This is a genomic window from Stenotrophomonas maltophilia (assembly GCF_047782825.1).
Taxonomy (GTDB): domain Bacteria; phylum Pseudomonadota; class Gammaproteobacteria; order Xanthomonadales; family Xanthomonadaceae; genus Stenotrophomonas.
Window position 1 is genome coordinate 495,826 of record NZ_CP180589.1, and the last position, 18,451, is coordinate 514,276.

Below are 18,451 nucleotides of genomic sequence, written 5' to 3' on the forward strand. Positions count from 1 at the left end.
ACCGCGATCAAGTCGTGGATCAGGCTGGGGGCGTTGCTGCGGGCAAGAGTGCGGCCGGTCATGGGCGGCGCACCGATGCGCGGCAACCGTCGTTTCGACAGGCGTGGACACAGGGCGGGCGGCGGTCTGGAAGGGGAACGGCCCGCGGCGGCAAGGGCAGCGGCTGCACCTTACAGCAAAAGAGAATCATTTGCATAAACGGCGACCGGCCCAGGTGTGCGGCCGCGGCTCACCTGATGCCGGCGCTTCAGAGCGGCCTGTACTGGATCTGCGCCGCCAGCACGCGCAGGCCGTCGGCGCCACTGGACAGGATGCGTTCCTCGCCCACGCCCTGCAGGCGCTGCAGCTGGAAGCCGTCTTCGGTGGGCAGGCGCGCGGCGAGGGCGTCCAGGTGCTGCAGGGCAGCGGGGCCTTCGCAGTCGAACTGGCCCCAGTACTGGCCGTGGCGATGGATGGTCAAACGGTAGTGCATCAGGGGTTCTCCGGCAGCTGCTTCAGCCAGTGCTCGAACATGGCCGTGGCTGCAACGGCCAGAGGGGCGCCATAGCGGCGGGCCTGTGCGCGCAGGTCGTTGGGATCGATGCCGGCCTGGTGCAGTTCCAGGGTATGGCCGATCAGCCAGCGTTCGAACTGGCGGGCATCCAGTTCCGGGTGGCATTGCAGCGCCAGCGCGTGATGGCCGATGGCGAAGGCCTGGTGGCGGCAAGCCGGGGTGCTGGCCAGCCGCTGCGCACCGGCCGGCAGCTCGAAGGCTTCGCCATGCCAGTGCAGAACCGGAATGCCCTGCAGCGCCTGCAGCGGTGAACGCTGGCCATCGTCGGTCAGCAGCAGCGGCGCGAAGCCGATCTCCTTGCCGCCACTGGCAGCAACCGTGGCGCCCAGGCCACGCGCCATCAACTGCGCGCCCAGGCAGATGCCCAGCGTCGGCCGCTGCTGCTGCAGGCGGCGCTGCAGCAGGGCGATGCTGTCGGCCAGGAATGGATGGACCGCAGTGTCATTGACGCTGATCGGGCCGCCGAGCACCACCAGCAGATCGGCGGCTTCTGCCGGGTCCAGCGCATCGACGCCGGCCTGCAGCACGTGCAGGGTCCAGCCCTGCGCCAGCAGCAGCGGCTGCAGCGTGCCGAGGTCTTCGAAGGCGACGTGCTGCAGGACGACCGCGAGCTTGCCGGTAGCGTTCGTCATGCGGGTTCCCCGGCGCTGGGCCAGTAGAAGCTGTCCGGCGTGGCCCGTGCGCCGAAAATCGCCTGGCCGACACGGACCACGGTGGCGCCTTCTTCGATGGCGACTTCGAAATCACCCGACATGCCCATCGACAGCTGCGACAGGTCGATACCCGCCGGTGCGGTGCGCTGCAACTGGTCGCGCAGGTCGCGCAGGCGCACGAAGCAGGCGCGCACGCGTTCCACCTCGGGGGTGAAGATGGCCAGGGTCATCAGCCCACGGACGCGCAGGCGGTCAAAGCCGGGCAACTGCTGCACGAAGGCATCGACGGCGTCGGGTTCCAGCCCGTACTTGCTGGGCTCGGCCGAGGTATTGACCTGCACGAACACATCCAGCACGCGGTCTTCCAGCTGCAGCCGTTGCTGCAGGGCCTCGGCCACGCGCAGGCTGTCCAGGGCCTGGAATTCACTGGCGAAGCGGGCCACGTAGCGTGCCTTGTTGGTCTGCAGGTGGCCGATGACCGACCAGTGCACGCCCAGGTCGGCCATCGCTTCGGCCTTGCGCTGGGCCTCCTGCACCTTGTTTTCGCCCAGTTCGTGGCAACCGGCAGCCACAGCCATGCGGATGCGTGCCTCGTCGACGGTCTTGCTGACCGGCAGCAGGCGCACGCTGGCCGGGTCGCGGCCAGCGCGGGTGCAGGCATCGGCGATGCGCTGGCGCACCGTGGCCAGGTTGGCGGCGATCTGTTCGACGGACTGGGCGACGGGCCAGTCGGCGGCGGCAAGGGGCATGGGGGACCTCCAGTGCGGGGTGGCCAGGGTGGGATACACTGGCACAGGACGATCAATATTTTGGCATAGGACAAAATGAAAATCACCGGGCGCAGTGCCGAAGCGATCTTCGACAGCATCCGCGAGGGCATCGGCAGTGGCCGCCTGGCGGCGGGCAGCCTGCTGCCGCCGGTACGCGATCTGGCTGAACAGCTGGGGGTCAACCGCAATACCGTGGCGGCGGCCTACAAGCGGCTGGACGCGGCTGGCCTGGCCAGTACGGCTGGCCGCCGCGGCACCGTGGTGCGTGGACTGGCGCCGGCCATGGCCCGCGAGGGCAGTGCGCCGGGCCTGGCCCTGCATGACCTGGCCGGGGGCAATCCGGACCCCCGCCTGCTGCCGGCCCTGCGCCTGCAGGCGGCGCCCCCGCGGCTGTACGGGGCCGACACGGTGGGCGCGCGCATGCAGCGGCTGGCGCGCGCATCGCTGGACCCGCATTGCCCGGCCGGCTATGCGCTGGAGCTGACCCATGGCGCGGTCGACGGCATCGAGCGCCTGCTGGCAGCGTGGCTGCTTCCGGGCGACCGGATCGCGGTGGAAGATCCGTGCTTCCTGGGCAGCCTGAACGTGCTGGCCGCCGGTGGGCATGCGGTGCTGCCGGTAGCGGTGGATGCGCATGGCATGCAGGTGGAGGCATTGCGGCAGGCGCTGGATGCCGGTGCACGGGCGGTGCTGCTGACCCCGCGCGCGCACAACCCCACGGGCGCCAGCCTGGATGGCAAACGGGCGCGGGCGCTGCGGCAGCTGCTGGCCGGCTACCCGCAGGTAGCGGTGTTGATCGATGACCACTACGCGCTGCTTTCGCAGCAGGCCTATCACTCGGTGTTACCGGAGGATGGCCGACGCTGGGCGTTGCTGCGTTCGCTGTCGAAGGCATTGGGACCGGATCTGCGCGTGGCATGGCTGGGGTGCGATGCGGATACGGCAGCGCGCCTGCGATTGCGTCTGGCGGCCGGTACCGGCTGGGTCAGCCATCTGCTGCAGGATGCGGCCAGCAGTGTTCTGGAATCGGCGCCGCAGCGGGCGAAGATCGCGGTGGCTGGCGAGCGCTACCAGCAGCGGTTGCAGACGTTGCAGGCGCTGCTGCGTGCGCGGGGCGTGCAGACGGCGCTGCCGATGGAGGGCTTGAATCTCTGGTTGCCGTTGCCGGCGGACAGCCGTGCGCAGGTGCTGGCATTGGCATCGCGCGGGTGGCATGTGCGCGCCGGTGAAGTATTCGCGGTGGCCGCGCCGGGGCATGGCCTGCGGATCACCTGCGCGGCGCTGGGGCCGGCGCAGCTGCAGCAGCTGGCTGATGATCTGGCCGCGGTGTGTGGGTTGTAGAGTCGAGGTTGCTCGACTGCTTCGTATGGGTTGTAGAGTCGAGCCATGCTCGACTGGCTTCTGCCAACAGAAGTCGAGCATGGCTAGACTCTACAGAGAGCGAAGAAGCGGAAGTCGAGCATGGCTCGACTCTACAGAAGCAGGTCAGGGCGCGGCGTTGGCGCCTGGGCGTACGTAGTAGGTCTGGCCGGTGTCGTCCAGGAACATCAGTTCCGGTTTGCCCTGCCATGAGGTGAGCATGGCGCCGGTGTTGTTCTGGTGCTTGACCATCAGGCTGGCACCGCGGTCGGGGTTGGCGACCACCTTGAACACTTCGGTCCTGCCGCTGGCATCGTCCAGGGTCAGCAGCGCTTCGCCGCCGCGGTCGGTGGTGCCGTAGCCGCCGCGTTCGGAACCATCCGGCCCCAGCAGGATCATGCCCGACAGTGCCGCTGCGCGTGGCCCTTGCACCTGGCCTTTGCTGAGGGGATCGGGTACCGGCGCGCCGAGGATTACCCGGGCCTGGCCGTTCTCATCGTGGATGACCAGGCCGCGGGCTTCGATCACTCGTTGCGGTGACTGGCTGTGATGCAGGTTCCAGGCGGTCCAGCCGGAAACGATCAGGGCGAGGGTGGATACCCCCAGTGTGGTCAGCAGCAGCGCACGTGCCATCGTGTGTTCCTTCCTTGGAAGGTTGTGACAATAGCGGATGCGGGACGCGATTGGATACCGGCGCGCTCGCCGTCCACTGCATCAGTGGAAATCGCGGCTGTGGCTGCGCAGCCCCTGCAGCAGTTCATCCAGGCAGTGCATGCGCTGCACGATGACATGCTGCACGCCATCGACGCGTTCCAGGCGGCCATCGATCTGCATCAGCTGGGTATCGACCAGCACGCGGTGCTGGCGGTCGGCCAGGTGCCGCCAGACCACCGCGTTGACCATGCCGGTCTCGTCTTCCAGGGTCAGGAAGGTGACCCCGCTGGCGGTCTGCGGGCGCTGGCGCATGCGAACCAGGCCGGCGATGCGCACGCGGCGGCCATGGCCGTGACCGGCCAGCTGTGCTGCATCCAGGCAGCCACGGCTGCGCAGCTGCGTGCGCAGGAAGGACATCGGGTGGCGGCCGAGGGTGGTGCCGGTGCTGCGGTAATCGGCCTGCATGTCTTCCCATGCACTGGGCAGCGGCAGGGGCACGCGTGCTTCGGTGGTGGCACGGGCCTGGTCGAACAGGGGCAGGCGGTTTTCCACGCCGGAAATATCCCAGCGTGCACGATGGCGATGGCCACTGAGCCCACGCAGTGCACCGGCATCGGCCAGCAGGCCCTGCTGGCGCCGGTCCAGCGCGGTGCGTTGGCAGAGGTCGCCGACATCATCAAAGGGGCGCCGTGCACGCTCGCCCATGATGGTCTGTGCCGCCGTTTCACTGCAGCCATCAACCAGGCGCAGGCCAAGCCGGATGGCCGCGGCACCCTTGCTGAAATCCAGGGTGCAGTTCCAGTCGCTGTGGCGCACGTCCACCGGCAGCACGGTAATGCCATGCCGGCGTGCGTCCTGCAGCAGCTGGTCGGGGGTGTAGAAGCCCAGCGGCTGGCTGTTGATCAGGCTGGCGGTGAACGCGGCCGGGTGATGGCACTTCAGCCAGCAGCTGGCATAGGTGAGCAGGGCGAAGCTGGCGGCATGGCTTTCCGGGAAGCCATAGTCACCGAAGCCCTTGATCTGCTCGAACAGGTGTTCGCCGTATTCGCGGCTGAAGCCGTTCCTCAGCATGCCGGCCAGCAGCTTTTCGCGATGCGGTTCCAGCCCGCCGCGGCGCTTCCAGGCCGCCATCGAACGACGCAGGGCATCGGCCTCGCCGGCGGTGTAGTTGGCGGCATCCACGGCCAGCTGCATCACCTGTTCCTGGAACAGGGGCACGCCCAGGGTGCGTGCAAACACCCGCTCCAGCTGCGGCGGGTAGAGCGGGTTTGCCGGGTCGTTCAAGGCCTCGGGGCCCTGCTCGCGCAGGATCCGCCGGCGTTCCAGGTAGGGGTGCACCATGTCGCCCTGGATCGGGCCGGGGCGCACGATCGCCACTTCGATCACCAGATCGTAGAAGTTGCGTGGTTGCATGCGCGGCAGCATGGCCATCTGGGCGCGCGATTCGATCTGGAACACACCGATGGTGTCGGCGGCACTGATCATGTCGTAGGTGGGGGTGTCATCGTCAGGGATGGCATCCATGCGCCCTTCGTGCAGACCGTGCTGCTGCAGCATGGCCAGGCATTTGCGGATGGCGGTGAGCATGCCCAGCGCCAGGCAGTCGACCTTCATCAGGCCGGTGGCATCCAGGTCGTCCTTGTCCCATTGGATGACGGTGCGCCCGGCCATGGCCGCGTTCTCCACCGGCACCAGGGTCGACAGCGGGTGCTCGGAAATCACGAAACCGCCCGGATGCTGCGACAGGTGGCGGGGGAAATCGATCAGTTCGGCCGTCAGTGACAGCAGCCTGCGCATCAGCGGTGTTTCCGGATCGAAACCGCGCTCGCGCAGGGTGTCCGGCAGCGGGACGTGGCCGCCCCAGTGATCCATTGCCGCACCCAGTTCGTTCACCTGGTCCATCGGCAGGCCCAGCGCACGGGCCACATCGCGGATCGCGCTGCGGCCGCGGTAGCTGATCGCCACGGCGGTCAGTGCGGCACGCTCGCGGCCATAGCGGTTGAACACGTACTGCAGCACTTCCTCGCGGCGTTCGTGTTCGAAATCGATGTCGATGTCCGGTGGCTCATCGCGTTCTTCGGAAATGAAGCGTTCGAACAGCAGGTTGCTGCGCGCCGGGTCGATCTCGGTGACGCCCAGCACGAAGCACACCGCCGAATTGGCCGCCGAACCACGCCCCTGGCAGAGGATGTCCTGGCTGCGGGCGAAACGCACGATGTCCTGCACGGTGAGGAAGTACGAGGCGTAATTCTTCTGCTTGATCAACGCCAGTTCGTGCTCGATCTGCCTGCGCTGCGCCGGCTGGATGCCGTCCTTCCAGCGCCAGGGGATACCGCGCTCGACCAGCACGCGCAGCCAGCTGTCCGGGTCGTGGCCTTCGGGTACCAGTTCGCGCGGGTAGGTGTACTGCAGCTGGCCCAGGGTGAAATGACAACGTTCGGCGATGCGCACGCTCTCGGCCAGCAGCGCGGGGGGATACAGCTGGGCCAGGGAGGTGCGCGGGCGCAGGTGGCGTTCGCCGTTGGGAAACAGGCACCAGCCGGCTTCGGCCACGCTGCAGCGGTGGCGGATGGCGGTCAGTGTGTCCTGCAGGGCGCGGCGTCGGCGCACGTGCATGTGCACATCGCCGCTGGCCACCAGGGGCAGCTGGTGGCGTTCACCGAACGCCTGCAGCTGCTGCAGGCGGCGCACATCATCGTGTTCGTGGTGCAGTTCCACCGCCAGCCACAGTTGGTCGTTGAAGGCACTGCGCAGCAGCGGCAGGTGGCCGGCATCGGGCTGGCGGTCCAGCCACAGGCACAGCAGGCCCTCGGCCAGACCGTGCAGATCCTCGCGCAGGCAGCGGTATTCGCCCTTGCCCGCGCGCCGCCGGCAGGTGGTGATCAGTTGGCACAGGCTGGCATAGGCATCCTGGTCGGTGCACAGCAGGACGATCTTCGGTCCGTCCTCGATCTGCAATTCGGTACCGATGACCAGGGCGATGCCATGTGTCTTCGCCGCCTGCCAGGCGCGCACGATGCCGGCCAGTGAGCACTCATCGGTGATCGCCAGCGCACGGTAGCCTTGGCCGGCGGCGCGCGCGAACAGTTCGTCGGCGGTGGATGCGCCACGCTGGAAACTGAAGGCCGACAGGCAGTGCAGTTCGGCGTAACCGGGCAGTTCGCTGTGCATGGCTTCAGCCGAACCAACCGTGCAGCATCCACGGTGCATGCGGGTCGTTGCGGGGGCGGAAGGCCCAGCCGCGCTGGCCGTTCGCGGTTTCCACCACGTAGTAGTCGCGGCGTGCATCGGCCTGGTCCCACCAGCCCGATTCGATCCGCTCCGGCCCGGCGACGACGCGCAGGCGCGGGTCGCGCAGGGGGTGCGGCGTGTCCAGCAGCCAGCCAGGACGCAGCGGCCAGTACGCGGGTGGCTTGGCGGGCGGCTGGGTGCCGCTGGCACGCTCGGGGCGATGGTCGGCCTGTACCGCAAGCGGCTGCACCGCGTCGTCGCCCAGCCGTGCGCGCAGGCGCTCGCGCAGCTGGGTCCATGGCATCGCCTGTGCCGGGCGGGTATCGAACAGGTCGCGCGCGGCCGGCACGAACGGTGGCAGGTGCTCGGCCTGCAGGCGCAGCGCCCGGCTGCCGGCGGGCAGGGCGAAGGCTTCCATGCGGTTGCGGGCGATCTCGAACAGCAGCGCGGCATCGCGCTCGGGTGCCAGCAGGCCGATGGTCAGCACGCTGGCCGGCAGCAGGTCGTGTTCGAAGTACAGATCGAAGCGCTGCACGCCACCATCGCGCGAACACAGGAAGGCGGCCAGATCCAGCAGCAGGCGCCGCAGCGGGAACAGCAGGGCCTGGCTGGATTCGATCTCGTATTCGAACTCGATGCGTGCATTGAAGCGGTCGGGTGGCTGGTAGTAGCGCAGCGGTGCGGTGGGCAGGCCACGCAGTGCATCCAGCTGCTGCAGCACGTCGGGTGCGAAGCGCCGGGCCAGGCTGTCGCGCGGCAGGTCGAGCACCGCACCCAGGGTGCGCAGGCCGGAACGGGCCAGCACGGTGACCGCCTCGGCGGGCAGGCCGCAGCGCGGCAAGGGCAGCTGTGCCAGCACGGCCGGCAGCTGCTGTGCATCGATGCCCAGGCCGTCGTGCACGTTGGCCAGCACGCGCGCGGCATGCGGGTTGGGTGCGGCGACCAGGCGGTGGCGGAAACCAAGTTCGTGCAGTTCGCTGCGCAACCGCTGCTCGATCTTCAGCCAATCACCGAACAGGGCGCGGCTGGCGCCGATTTCCATGACCAGCGCATGCGGGAAATCGAGGCTGACCTGCGAACTGTAGGCATAGGCCCAGCTGGCCAGCAGCTGCCGGGTGTGCTGTTCGGCGGCGGGGTCGTAGTCGTGCAGCTGCAGGTCCTGCACCAGTACCTGGGCGGCCGACAGCAGCATGCCCGGGCGCAGGCCGGCCGCCCGCGCGGCGGGGCTGATCGCGCGCAGCACGCGGCGCTGCGCCGGCCCCTGCAGCAGCACCAGCGGCCGCTGTGGGTCGGGCTGCACGCGCAGCACGCTGTCCAGCGCCAGCTGCGGCAACAACAGGCAGGCCCAGTGCATGGCGCGGCCTCAGTGGGCGATGGCCAGCGGCAGCGGCTGCGCCGGTGGCAGGCCGCCGCGGCACTTCAGCACCCGCACCTGGCCGTGGTCGAGCTGCAGGCGCAGGCTGGCCGGGGAGGGATTGCGCGCGGCACGCACATCGCGGAACACGAAGCCCAGGCACTGCCCGCTGTCGGCGGCCACCTGCAGGCGGCGCAGCGAACGGTCATCGGCCTGCTGCGGCTGTGGCCAGCACAGCACGGCCGCACAGGCCGCCGAGCGCAGGCACTGTTCGGCCGCCCACAGGGCCTGCTTCGGCGCGGCCTGGATGATCTGCAGCTGGGCCAGGTCCAGCCCGGCTGCGGCCCAGGCCGGGGCATGCGGCCGGTAGGGCGGGGCGACCAGCACGATGGGCCGGTCGCGCTGGCTCAGCCGGGCCAGTGCCGGCCAGACCAGGGCCAGTTCGCCCACGCCGGGGGCCGCCTGCAGTACCTCGCACAGGCCGCTGGCGGGCCAGCCGCCGCCGGGCAGACGGGCATCCAGGGCCGGGTGGCCGCTGGCCAGATGGTCGCTGGCCGGCCCATGGCGCGCCGGGCCGCGCCATAGCTGGCGGCCATCCAGCAGGCGGTCGAGGGCGACGACGGCCCCCATCAGCCGGTCCTCCAGAGGAGGCACAGGGCGGGCTGAATGCGACAGAAGTGGACGGAAACGGCGGACATGGAGCGAGTATCGACAGGCCGGTATCAAGGGCTGAGACCGGACATGCTACTCGTCTTGTGAGTAGAATTACTAATGAAATTGGAGGGGCGGATTTCAGGTTGCTGAAGGGGTAAGGCATCCACGCATGGCGTGGATCTACTGGACAGAGCCCCGACAAATCCATGCCGCAGTTCGGTAGATCCACGCCATGCGTGGATGGGAGAACGGTGCCGACCAAGGTCGGCGCCCACAGGCCCCGGTTACGGGTGGACCGGCAGTGCAACCGGTCGCAGTGGTGCGGCATCGCCACCGCGGATCTTCAGCGGGCCGCCAATGAAGGCAAATTCGTAGACCCGGTCGCGGGCCAGTTCGTCCAGCGCCACCAGCTCGATGATCGGTGCGCCCTGCTGGGCCAGCAGATAGGTGTGCAGCGGCACGTAGTCGTCGGACACCTCCGAGGGGAAGGTCTCGAAGCTGAGATTGTCGGCACCGACGATCATCGCGCCGCTGTCCTCAACCAGGAAGCGCGCCGCGTCCAGGCCCATGCCCGGCGGGTTGGCCATGTAGGCCTTCGGCTGTTCGAACAGGCGCATGCGGCCGGTGCGGATCAGTACCACGTCACCCTGCTGCAGCGTCACGTGCTGGCGTGCCAGCGCATCCTTCAGGTCCTGGCGGGTGACGCGGTAGCTGTCCGGCAGCATGTCCATGCCCTTGGCGCCGGCCACGTCGATCAGCACGCCACGGGCGATCAGCGGCGGGAACTTCTCGATGCCGGTGACATTCCAGCCGCGGTCGCCCAGGTACTTGTCGGCCTCGAAGCCGTTCCAGATCTTCCCGTGGATGCCGAAGTGGTTCAGTGCATCGATGTGGGTGCCGGTGTGGCTGTACATCGAGAATGCAGTGCCGGTGTAGCTGCGGGTGAGGTTCATGGCTTCGCCTACGCCCATGGGGTCGTCCACCACCGTGCCGCGCGGGGTGTGGGTCATCCAGAACTGGTAGTGCGGGTCGCCGGCATCCTGCCAGCTGGGCATGCCGACGTAGTATTCGGTGGCCAGGTCATAGGCCTTGCCGCCGCTGACCCGCGACAGGATCGCCGCGCGCGAGGCCTCGGTGATCAGGTTGAGGCGGCCGATCTCGTCCTTCGGCCCCCAGGGGCTGGTGCCGACCTGCTGGCCGGAGGGAACGCGTTCGTGCGCGCACACGGGGGTGGAAGCGGCGGTGCCGGCCAGCAGCAGGGCCAGCGCGGCAGCCAGGGGACGTGGGGTCATGGGGGAATCTCCTTGCAGGGTGGGGGAGGGTGCGGCTCAGGCCGCGACCAGGGGCGCCAGGGCCTGGCGCAGGTGTGGCAGCGGCAGGGTCTGCAGGCGCAGGCCGTTGCCGCCGATCACGGTGGGAATGGAGCGGATGTCCAGTGCCGCGGCTTCGGCACGATCGGCCTGCACGCGCTGGCGTACTACGTCGCTGCGCATGTGGTCAGCGAAGGCGCCACGCGGATGGCCCAGCGATTCGGCGATATCCAGCAGTACTTCGGCATCGCCGATGTTGCGGTGCTGGTGCAGGTGCGCCCACTGCACGGCATCGAACATCGCACCATGGGCGTCGTTGCCGCCGAGCATGCCGGCGGCCTGGCAGGCCAGCGCACCGAGCCAGCCGGAGGGATACTCGAAGTCCTGTGCGCGCATGCCTTCGATATCGATGCGCGCGGTATCTTCATGCGCAGCGCAGTCGGCCCAGTGGCGCAGGATGATCGCCTTGGCGCGCTGCATCGAGCCAAACACCTCGATCATCCGTGTGCGCGAATCCTGCAGCACGAAGCTGCGGTGACGCACCTGGATGCCGAGTTCGGCGGAGACCTGCTGCAGGCGTGGGGCCAGCACGAAGCACCAGCCGCAGACCACGTCGTGGAAGAAATCGACCACCGGCGCGGCGGTGGCGAGGGAAGGAACGGAAGACATCTGCCTGCCATCGGTGAGAGGGGAGGCGGCAGAGTAGGCAGCGCGGCAGGGCTGAAACAGCACGCCGCGGGCAGCTCAGTTTTCGCTGGCGGTTACGAATCCAAGCCAGCGCAACCGGGCAGCTCGGCGTGCAGGAAATCGATGAAGGCGCGCACCTTGGGCTGCAGGTGGCGCGAGGTGGGATAGACCGCATGCACGAAGCGCGGCGGATAGCGATGGTCGGGCAACACCTGCTGCAGTTCGCCACGGGCCAGCGCCGGTGCCGCCAGGAACGAAGGCAGCGCGCCGATGCCCATGCCGGCCACCAGCAGGTCGCGCAGCAGCAGGCTGTTGTTGACGGTCACGCGCGCCGGCAGGGTGATCGTCACCTGCCCATCCGGGCCGAGCAACGGCCAGCTGCCTGGCGGATCGGACAGGCTGTAGGCCAGCACGCTGTGTGCCTGCAGCTCATCCACCGTCTGCGGTGCAGGGTGCTGCTGCAGGTAGGATGGGGCTGCGCACAGCACCTGTTGCAGCGAGGCCAGGCGGCGGGCCACCAGCCGCGAGTCATCCAGTTCGGCGCGCAGCCGCAGTGACACATCGAAACCTTCGCCGACGGCGTCGAGCAGGCGGTCTTCCATCACCAGGTCCAGCGACAGCTTCGGGTGCTGCTGCAGGAAGCGCGGCAGCAACGGCGACAGCGTGCTCAGCGCGAACGACTGCGGTGCGTTCACCCGCAGTCGCCCGGCCACCTCGCCACGTTGTTCGGCAATGCCGCGTTCCAGTGCGTCCAGCTCGTCCAGCAGGCGGCAGCATTCGCGGTAGTAGGCATGGCCGGTCTCGGTCAGGCTCATGCGCCGCGTGGTCCGTTGCAGCAGGACCACGCCCAGGTGTGCTTCCAGTGTGCGCAGCTGCTTGCTCAGGCCGGCAGGCGACATGCCCAGGTCTTCGGCAGCGCGGGCCAGCCCGCCGCGTTCGACGATGCGGCGGAAGGCGCGCATCAGGTTGAAGGAATCCATGCCGGCCCCGGGCGCGATGAAGGCGCCATTGTAGATCCACATCACGCGTCAGGTAGTAGATCCACGCCGTGCGTGGATGTGGGACACGCGGCGCCGACCACGGTCGGCGTCTACCAGGTGCGCGCGGGTTGCGCGGTTTGTTCAAGCCAGCAACCCACCAGCCGCGCCACCCTGCAGGCCCCTCACTTCCCGGGTTTCCCATGAAGCACTGGTTGCTCCGCCTGTATGCCCCGTTGTTCCTGCTTGGCTTCGTTGCTGCTGCCATCGCCTGGGTCGGCCACTTCCAGGGAGACCCGCTGTGGCTGCTGGCCTTGCTGGCCGTCGCCATTGCGGTTTCCTTCGCCGCCGAGCGCATCTGGCCCTACGACCGCACGTTCAACCACGATCACGGCGACCGCCTGTGTGACACCCTGCATGCGCTGGTCAACGAAGGCCTGAACCTGCTGTCGATCGCGGCCGTGCCGCTGCTGGCGGCGATCATTCCGTGGCAGGCGTGGCCGGTGCAGTGGCCGTTCGCGCTGCAGGTGCTGGTCGCCATCGTGGCTGCCGATTTCGGCATCACCCTGGTGCACTACGCCAGCCACCGCATCGGCTGGTTGTGGCGGTTGCATGCGGTGCACCACAGCGTGACCCGCATGTACGGCTTCAACGGTCTGATGAAGCACCCGCTGCACCAGGCTGCCGAAGCGGTGGGTGGGGTGCTGCCGTTGCTGCTGCTGGGCCTGCCGTTGCCGGTGGCGGCGGTGCTGGCCTTCGCCATCGCCATCCAGCTGCTGCTGCAGCACTCCAACGTGGACATGCGTCCCGGCGTGCTGGGCCGGGTGATGGCCTGGGCGCCACTGCACCGTTTCCACCACATGCGCTACGGCACGGCGGGCGACGTCAACTTCGGATTGTTCCTGACGGTCTGGGACCACCTGCTGGGCACGGCCTTTGCTGCACCGGGCTACCGGCTGGGCACACGCGACCTGGGCATCGGCAGCCAGCCTGACTATCCGCGCTGCTATGCCGGGCAGCTGCTGGCGCCGTTCCGGGAGCTGCCGCATGGGCCGGTGCCCGGGTTGCCTGAAGGCCTGCGCCGCCGCCGTTGAAGGGGCGTTTCAGCGTGCGCGCAGCTGCAGCCCCTGCAGTTGAGCCGCCCCGATGCCGAACATGCGGCGCAGGCTGCGCGACAGATGGGCCAGATCGGCGAAGCCGGCGGTGTGCGCGCTGGCGGTCAGGGTGTGCCCGTGCAGATGATGCGCCAGAGCGATGCGCAACCGCTGCCACAGCACCCAGCCACGCAGGGTCACTGCCAGGTCGGACTGGAAGCGCCGGTGCAGCTGGCTGGTGGACAGATGTGCGGCGCCGGCGATATCGGCGGCGGGCACCGGGCCGGGCAGGTGCTGGGTGATGCGTTCCAGCGCCATCTGCACGCGGCGGTCCAGCGCCTGCGCACGGCTCAGCTGCGGCAGCCGTTCCCGCAGGGCGGTGATGTCGGTGGGCAGCGTGGGCAGCTGCTGCTGGATCTGCTCGAGATCAGCGTGGGTCGGTTCCAGGAACAGCGTGCAGCCGTCCTGTGGCGCCGAAACGATGGCGTGCGGTACGAAGGAGGGCAGCCACAGGCGCTGGCCGTGCCGTGCCACGCCGTCGATTTCCACCTGCCAAGGTGCGCCATCGCTGATCAGCAGCTGGTGGGCATAGTGCGCGTGCGTGCCGCTGTCACCGGCGTGGCCCTGCAGCAGGGCCGTGTGTGCATCCAGCAGCAGCGTGCCGGTCCAGGGCAGGGCGGGGTGGGGCATGGCGCAATTGTAGATCCATGCCATGCGTGGATGGATCTCCACCGGAATCGAATATCGCGTGTTGATTTGAAAAGCATCCACGCATGGCGTGGACCTACTGGCCACCAGCGAGCTGTCGAAGGCGGGGCACTGTGGGTGTGCGGGGTGTAAGCCGCATGGATGCGGCGACCAAGGCTACATGGACGTACTTGCGCCGTCCCCGCAGACCCACAGTGCCCCGGCATCCCACGGAATGCAGGCTTTTGACGTGGACGTTGACGTTGATGTTGACGTCAGCGGGTGCCGGGCGGCAGCCCGGCCGTCCCCTCACCGGCCATGCGGGTCCGGGCGATGGTGCACGTACTCCACCACCGTGCCATCGGGATGCACCGCATTGAATGCCGCACCGGTGGGCACGACCTGCAGCGGGAAGATGATCTCGGCCCCGGCCGCCACCAACCGGTCGTGATAGGGCCGCACATCATCGACCAGCAGGGTGCCGGTGGTGGAGGTGAACGGCGCCAGCGCATCGTCGCTGCCTTCGATCAGCAGGAACGCACCCACCATGGCCAGGCGCAGGCCGGCATCGGGAAACGGAAAGCCGGCGTCGGCCACCACGCCCTGCAGCTGTTCGTAGAACGCCACGCTGCGCTCCAGTTCGCCGGGGGCGACGAACACGCGGATCAGCACGCGTGGGCTGCGCTGGCTGGAAGTATCACAGCGGTCGCGCCAGAGTTGGTCGAAGGTGCGGTGTACGTTCATGGGCTCGGTCCATCGCCGGGGATTCCCATTATCGGCATGCGCCCGCGGCCCACTGATGACCGCCGGTGATGGCCTGATAACCAGGCTGCGGCCGCCGCCTGTGACTTAGGTCCTGTTGACAGCCATCAACGCCCTCGCACAATCTTAACAAGATGGGTCGCATTGCGGCCCGGGCAGGCAGGTTGTCACGCCGGGAGGAGGGTCCCGCGCGCAGACCGGTCCGTCCTTCGGCCTGCGGTGCGTTGCCTGGCAACGCCCGCGCGGCATGAACGCTGCACCCTTCGGCGGCACTTTCCCTGGACCGATTGCCTTGGCAACGGAATTACGCCCGCCGATGAAAACGTTTACAAAGCCGCTCGCCCTGTCCCTGGCCCTGTCTGCCGCACTGGCCACCCCGGCCTGGGCCGACCCCGCCGCGTTCACCGTGCTGACCCTGGAACAGGCGCCGGCGCCGGATGCCATGCCCGCTCTGGCCGCCCAGTTGAAGACCCTGCAGGTGGACGCGGTGAGCGTGCGCCAGGTGCAGCGTGGCATCGGCCAGGTCGATCCGCTGCAGCTGCTGGCCGATGGCCTGGGCTACGAATACCGCTTCATCGCTGCCGGCAAGGACGATGGCCAGACCCAGCAGGGCCAGGCCGTGCTGACCCGTCTGCCGATCGCCGCCGAATCCGGTCCCGACCAGCCGGGCCTGAACTACCTGCGCCTGGATGATGGCCGCCACAGCGTGGCCGTCTATACCGATGCGGGGGCGGGTGGCACGCAGTTGCCGGCCCTGGTCTCGCGTTCGCGCCTGGGTGCGCCGGCCGTGCTGCTGGGTGCAGTGGCGGCCGATTCGGCCAAGGCCGCCGGCTTCGACCCCGCCCGCGTGGCGCTGGAAGCCGATGCCAGCTATTTCAGCGATGGCTTCCAGGCGGCCAGCAGCGCGCCGTTCAAGATCGACGGCAGCACCCTGCGCGCCACCCTGCTGACCCTGGCCTATGTGGCCGACAAGGGCGGCGAACGGCCGTGGATGGACACCACCCTCAACGCCGATGCGCGCGCTGCGCTGCTGCTGAAGGCGATGACCGAAGACGAGAAATTCCAGATGCTGCACAGCTACTTCGGGCTGGGCAAGGATGGTGGACCGCTGCCGGAAGGCGCGGTGGGTTCGGCCGGTTTCGTGCCGGCGGTGCCGCGCTTGGGCATTCCGGCGCAGCAGTCGGCCGATGCTGGCGTGGGCGTGACCAATCCCGGTGGCATCCGTCCGGGCGACTTCGCCACGGCCATGCCGTCAGGCCCGTCCACCGCGTCCAGCTGGAACCGTGAAGTGGCCTTCGCCGGCGGCGCCACCATGGGCCGCGAGGCGTGGCAGCAGCGCTTCAACATCCTGCTGTCGGGCAGCGTCAACCTGCAGCGCGACCCGCGCAACGGCCGCAACTTCGAATACGCCGGTGAAGACCCCCTGCTGGCCGGTTCGATGGTTGGCGCGTTGATCCAGGGCGTGCAGAGCCAGCACGTGATCTCCTCGATGAAGCACTTCGCGCTGAACGACATGGAGACCCGCCGCAACTTCCACGACGTGCGCATCGGCGAACAGGCCATGCACGAGTCGGACCTGCTGGCCTTCGAGATCGCGCTGGAAGCCGGCCGCCCGGGCGTGGCGATGTGCTCGTACAACAAGATCAACGGCACCTACGGCTGCGAGAACGGCTACCTGATGAACCAGGTGCTGAAGCAGGAGTGGAAGTTCCCCGGTTTCGTGATGTCCGACTGGGGCGGCGTGCACAGTGGTTCGAAGGCGGCGCTGGCCGGCCTGGACCAGCAGTCGGCCGGTGAAGTGTTCGATGCGGCGGTGTTCTTCGACGAGCCGCTGCGCCTGGCCGTGCACGGCGGCGTGGTGCCGCAGGCGCGCCTGAACGACATGGTCGCGCGCATCCTGCGCACGATGTTCCTGCACGGCAACTTCGACAATCCGCCGCAGCACCAGAAGGTCGATGCCGAAGCCGGTTTCGCCGTTGCCCAGCGCACGGTGGAAGAGGGCAGCGTGCTGCTGCGCAATGAAGGCAACCTGCTGCCGTTGGCCGACAGCGTGAAGCGCATCGTCATCATCGGCGGCCACGCCGACAAGGGCGTGATCGGTGGCGGCGGTTCGTCGATGGTGGGCGTGACCGCCAAGGGCACCAACGCGGTGCCGGGCGTGATGCCCACCACCTGGCCGGGCCCGGTGATCTTCCACCCGTCCTCGCCGCTGGAATCGCTGCGTGCGGCGCGCCCGGATGCGACCATCGAGTATGTGGACGGCACCAATGCGGCCGCCGCGGCCAAGGCGGCGGCGCAGGCCGACGTGGCCATCGTGTTCGCCACCCAGTGGGCGGCCGAATCGGTGGATCTGCCGGACATGCAGTTGCCCGACAACCAGGACGCGCTGATTTCGGCGGTCGCCAAGGCCAACCCGAAGACCGTGCTGGTGCTGGAAACCAACGGCCCGGTGCGTACCCCGTGGCTGGCGCAGGTGCCGGCGATGCTGCAGGCCTGGTACCCGGGCATCCGCGGTGGCGAAGGCATCGCCGCGCTGCTGACCGGCCAGGCCAACCCGTCCGGCCGCCTGCCGGTGACCTGGGTGTCGGACGAATCGCAGCTGCCGCGCCCGCACATCGACGGCCTCGGCTTCAAGCCGGCCAAGCCGTTCGGCGATGTGTTCGATTTCGATATCGAAGGCGCCAACGTCGGCTACAAGTGGATGGCGGCCAAGGGCCTGACCCCGACCTTCGCCTTCGGCCACGGCCTGTCCTACACCTCGTTCGCCTATGAAAACCTGAAGGTCAGCGTGGAAGGTTCGCGTCTGGTTGCCAGCGTCGACATCCGCAACACCGGCAAGCGTGCCGGTGCCGACGTCGCCCAGCTGTACCTGAAGCTGCCGGCCGGCAGCACCACGCCGATCCGCCTGATCGGCTACGACAAGGTCGAGCTGCAGCCGGGTGAGCAGCGCCGCATCCGCATCGAAGCCGAGCCGAAGACCCTGGCCCACTACGATGCGCAGGCCCGCCAGTGGAAGATCGACGGTGGTACCTATCAGGTGCAGCTGTCGCGCAATGCGGCCGAGCCGCTGCAGAGCGTGGATGTGCAGTTGGTGGAGCAGGTGCTGCGCTGATACGGCGGGTTGTTGATGCTTGAAGACACGGCCCCGCAAGGGGCCGTGTTTGTTTACGGGGTGCCGCTGCGCTCGCCGGGAAGGAGCCATTCAGGCACGCGAGGGTCCTTGAGCAGGTTGTCGTTTCTGGCGCTGGAGGATCCTTTCCTGTCAGCCAATACTGGCTGGTTTCCATAGAGTGAGCCGGAAATGACCATCAGCGCATCGAAATTCAAACAGTTGTGCGAAGTCGAGTCGGATACTTCGTTCGCTTGGCAGCGGGCCGACGATCAGACGTGGCGCGAGATCCTTTCCACCTACCCTGATCTGGCGCGCTGTGTCGCCGGGAACAAGACGATTCCCGAACCCATCATCGAACAGCTGGCCGCCAGCGATGACGTGGACGTTCGCTGGACAATCGCGTGCAAGCGCCGGCTGAGTGGTGTGCTTATGTCTCGCTTGGCACAGGATTCCGATGCAACTGTCCGGCATCGTATCGCCTGTAATCCAAAAGTGCCCAAAGGGATTCTGGAGCTGCTCTCTGTCGACCCAGATGAGATGGTGGCGGCGTCAGCCCGGAGACGGCTCCAGCGAGCCTGATGCGAAGGCTTGCAG

The 18,451-nt window shown here is 68.3% G+C and carries 16 protein-coding genes; 4 read left to right on the forward strand and 12 right to left on the reverse strand.

The window, feature by feature from the left end; translation table 11 throughout:
- Positions 1-247: 247 nt before the first annotated feature.
- Genes ACM2ZB_RS02325 through ACM2ZB_RS02335 form a run of 3 tightly spaced genes read right to left on the reverse strand, consistent with a single transcriptional unit; the run spans position 248 to position 1,955 of the window.
- Complete coding sequence (locus ACM2ZB_RS02325) at positions 248-472, reverse strand: hypothetical protein (protein ID WP_313442855.1); 225 nt, start codon at positions 470-472, stop codon at positions 248-250.
- On the reverse strand, positions 472-1,185 hold the full coding sequence (locus ACM2ZB_RS02330; protein ID WP_416057263.1) for a glutamine amidotransferase: 714 nt from the start codon (positions 1,183-1,185) through the stop codon (positions 472-474). The genes ACM2ZB_RS02325 and ACM2ZB_RS02330 overlap by 1 nt, the downstream gene beginning before the upstream one ends.
- Positions 1,182-1,955 carry a YggS family pyridoxal phosphate-dependent enzyme gene (locus ACM2ZB_RS02335; RefSeq protein WP_313442851.1) on the reverse strand — a complete coding sequence of 258 codons (774 nt, stop codon included), beginning with the start codon at positions 1,953-1,955 and terminating at the stop codon, positions 1,182-1,184. The genes ACM2ZB_RS02330 and ACM2ZB_RS02335 overlap by 4 nt, the downstream gene beginning before the upstream one ends.
- 75 nt (positions 1,956-2,030) lie before the next feature.
- On the opposite strand from ACM2ZB_RS02335, the gene ptsJ reads away from it, so the two are divergent.
- On the forward strand, positions 2,031-3,317 hold the full coding sequence (gene ptsJ / locus ACM2ZB_RS02340; protein ID WP_416057264.1) for a transcriptional regulator PtsJ: 1,287 nt from the start codon (positions 2,031-2,033) through the stop codon (positions 3,315-3,317).
- Positions 3,318-3,461: 144 nt separating this feature from the next.
- Here the strand turns inward: ptsJ and ACM2ZB_RS02345 are convergent, their stop codons facing one another.
- From ACM2ZB_RS02345 to ACM2ZB_RS02375, 7 genes are all read right to left on the reverse strand, one after another.
- Positions 3,462-3,968, reverse strand: a complete 507-nt coding sequence (locus ACM2ZB_RS02345) for a hypothetical protein (protein WP_313442847.1) — start codon at positions 3,966-3,968, stop codon at positions 3,462-3,464.
- Positions 3,969-4,049: 81 nt separating this feature from the next.
- A complete protein-coding gene (locus ACM2ZB_RS02350) occupies positions 4,050-7,160 on the reverse strand; it encodes an error-prone DNA polymerase (protein WP_416057265.1) in 3,111 nt (1,036 codons plus the stop codon).
- A 4-nt stretch (positions 7,161-7,164) separates the two neighbouring features.
- Positions 7,165-8,574 (reverse strand): Y-family DNA polymerase, encoded by a 1,410-nt coding sequence (locus ACM2ZB_RS02355; protein ID WP_416057266.1) that lies wholly within the window; start codon positions 8,572-8,574, stop codon positions 7,165-7,167.
- A 9-nt stretch (positions 8,575-8,583) separates the two neighbouring features.
- Positions 8,584-9,204: a translesion DNA synthesis-associated protein ImuA gene (imuA, locus tag ACM2ZB_RS02360; RefSeq protein WP_416057267.1), complete on the reverse strand. Its 621-nt coding sequence runs from the start codon at positions 9,202-9,204 to the stop codon at positions 8,584-8,586.
- 308 nt (positions 9,205-9,512) lie between these two features.
- Entirely contained in the window at positions 9,513-10,520 is a 1,008-nt protein-coding gene (locus ACM2ZB_RS02365) for a cyclase family protein (protein ID WP_416057268.1), read from the reverse strand.
- Positions 10,521-10,556: 36 nt separating this feature from the next.
- Positions 10,557-11,207 carry a DsbA family oxidoreductase gene (locus ACM2ZB_RS02370; RefSeq protein WP_416057269.1) on the reverse strand — a complete coding sequence of 217 codons (651 nt, stop codon included), beginning with the start codon at positions 11,205-11,207 and terminating at the stop codon, positions 10,557-10,559.
- Between the two features lie 92 nt (positions 11,208-11,299).
- On the reverse strand, positions 11,300-12,205 hold the full coding sequence (locus tag ACM2ZB_RS02375) for a LysR family transcriptional regulator (protein WP_416058605.1): 906 nt from the start codon (positions 12,203-12,205) through the stop codon (positions 11,300-11,302).
- 200 nt (positions 12,206-12,405) lie between these two features.
- Here ACM2ZB_RS02375 and ACM2ZB_RS02380 point away from each other — a divergent pair, with 200 nt between their 5' ends.
- A complete protein-coding gene (locus tag ACM2ZB_RS02380; RefSeq protein WP_416057270.1) occupies positions 12,406-13,296 on the forward strand; it encodes a sterol desaturase family protein in 891 nt (296 codons plus the stop codon).
- A gap of 9 nt (positions 13,297-13,305) precedes the next feature.
- Here the strand turns inward: ACM2ZB_RS02380 and ACM2ZB_RS02385 are convergent, their stop codons facing one another.
- Complete coding sequence (locus ACM2ZB_RS02385) at positions 13,306-14,010, reverse strand: helix-turn-helix domain-containing protein (protein WP_416057271.1); 705 nt, start codon at positions 14,008-14,010, stop codon at positions 13,306-13,308.
- Positions 14,011-14,292: 282 nt separating this feature from the next.
- Positions 14,293-14,727 (reverse strand): VOC family protein, encoded by a 435-nt coding sequence (locus ACM2ZB_RS02390; protein WP_416057272.1) that lies wholly within the window; start codon positions 14,725-14,727, stop codon positions 14,293-14,295.
- Positions 14,728-15,061: 334 nt separating this feature from the next.
- On the opposite strand from ACM2ZB_RS02390, the gene ACM2ZB_RS02395 reads away from it, so the two are divergent.
- Positions 15,062-17,857 carry a beta-glucosidase family protein gene (locus ACM2ZB_RS02395; RefSeq protein WP_416057273.1) on the forward strand — a complete coding sequence of 932 codons (2,796 nt, stop codon included), beginning with the start codon at positions 15,062-15,064 and terminating at the stop codon, positions 17,855-17,857.
- 189 nt (positions 17,858-18,046) lie between these two features.
- The gene (locus ACM2ZB_RS02400) at positions 18,047-18,436 is read left to right on the forward strand and encodes a hypothetical protein (RefSeq protein ID WP_416057274.1); all 390 of its coding nucleotides are present in this window, start codon (positions 18,047-18,049) and stop codon (positions 18,434-18,436) included.
- Positions 18,437-18,451 lie beyond the last annotated feature (15 nt).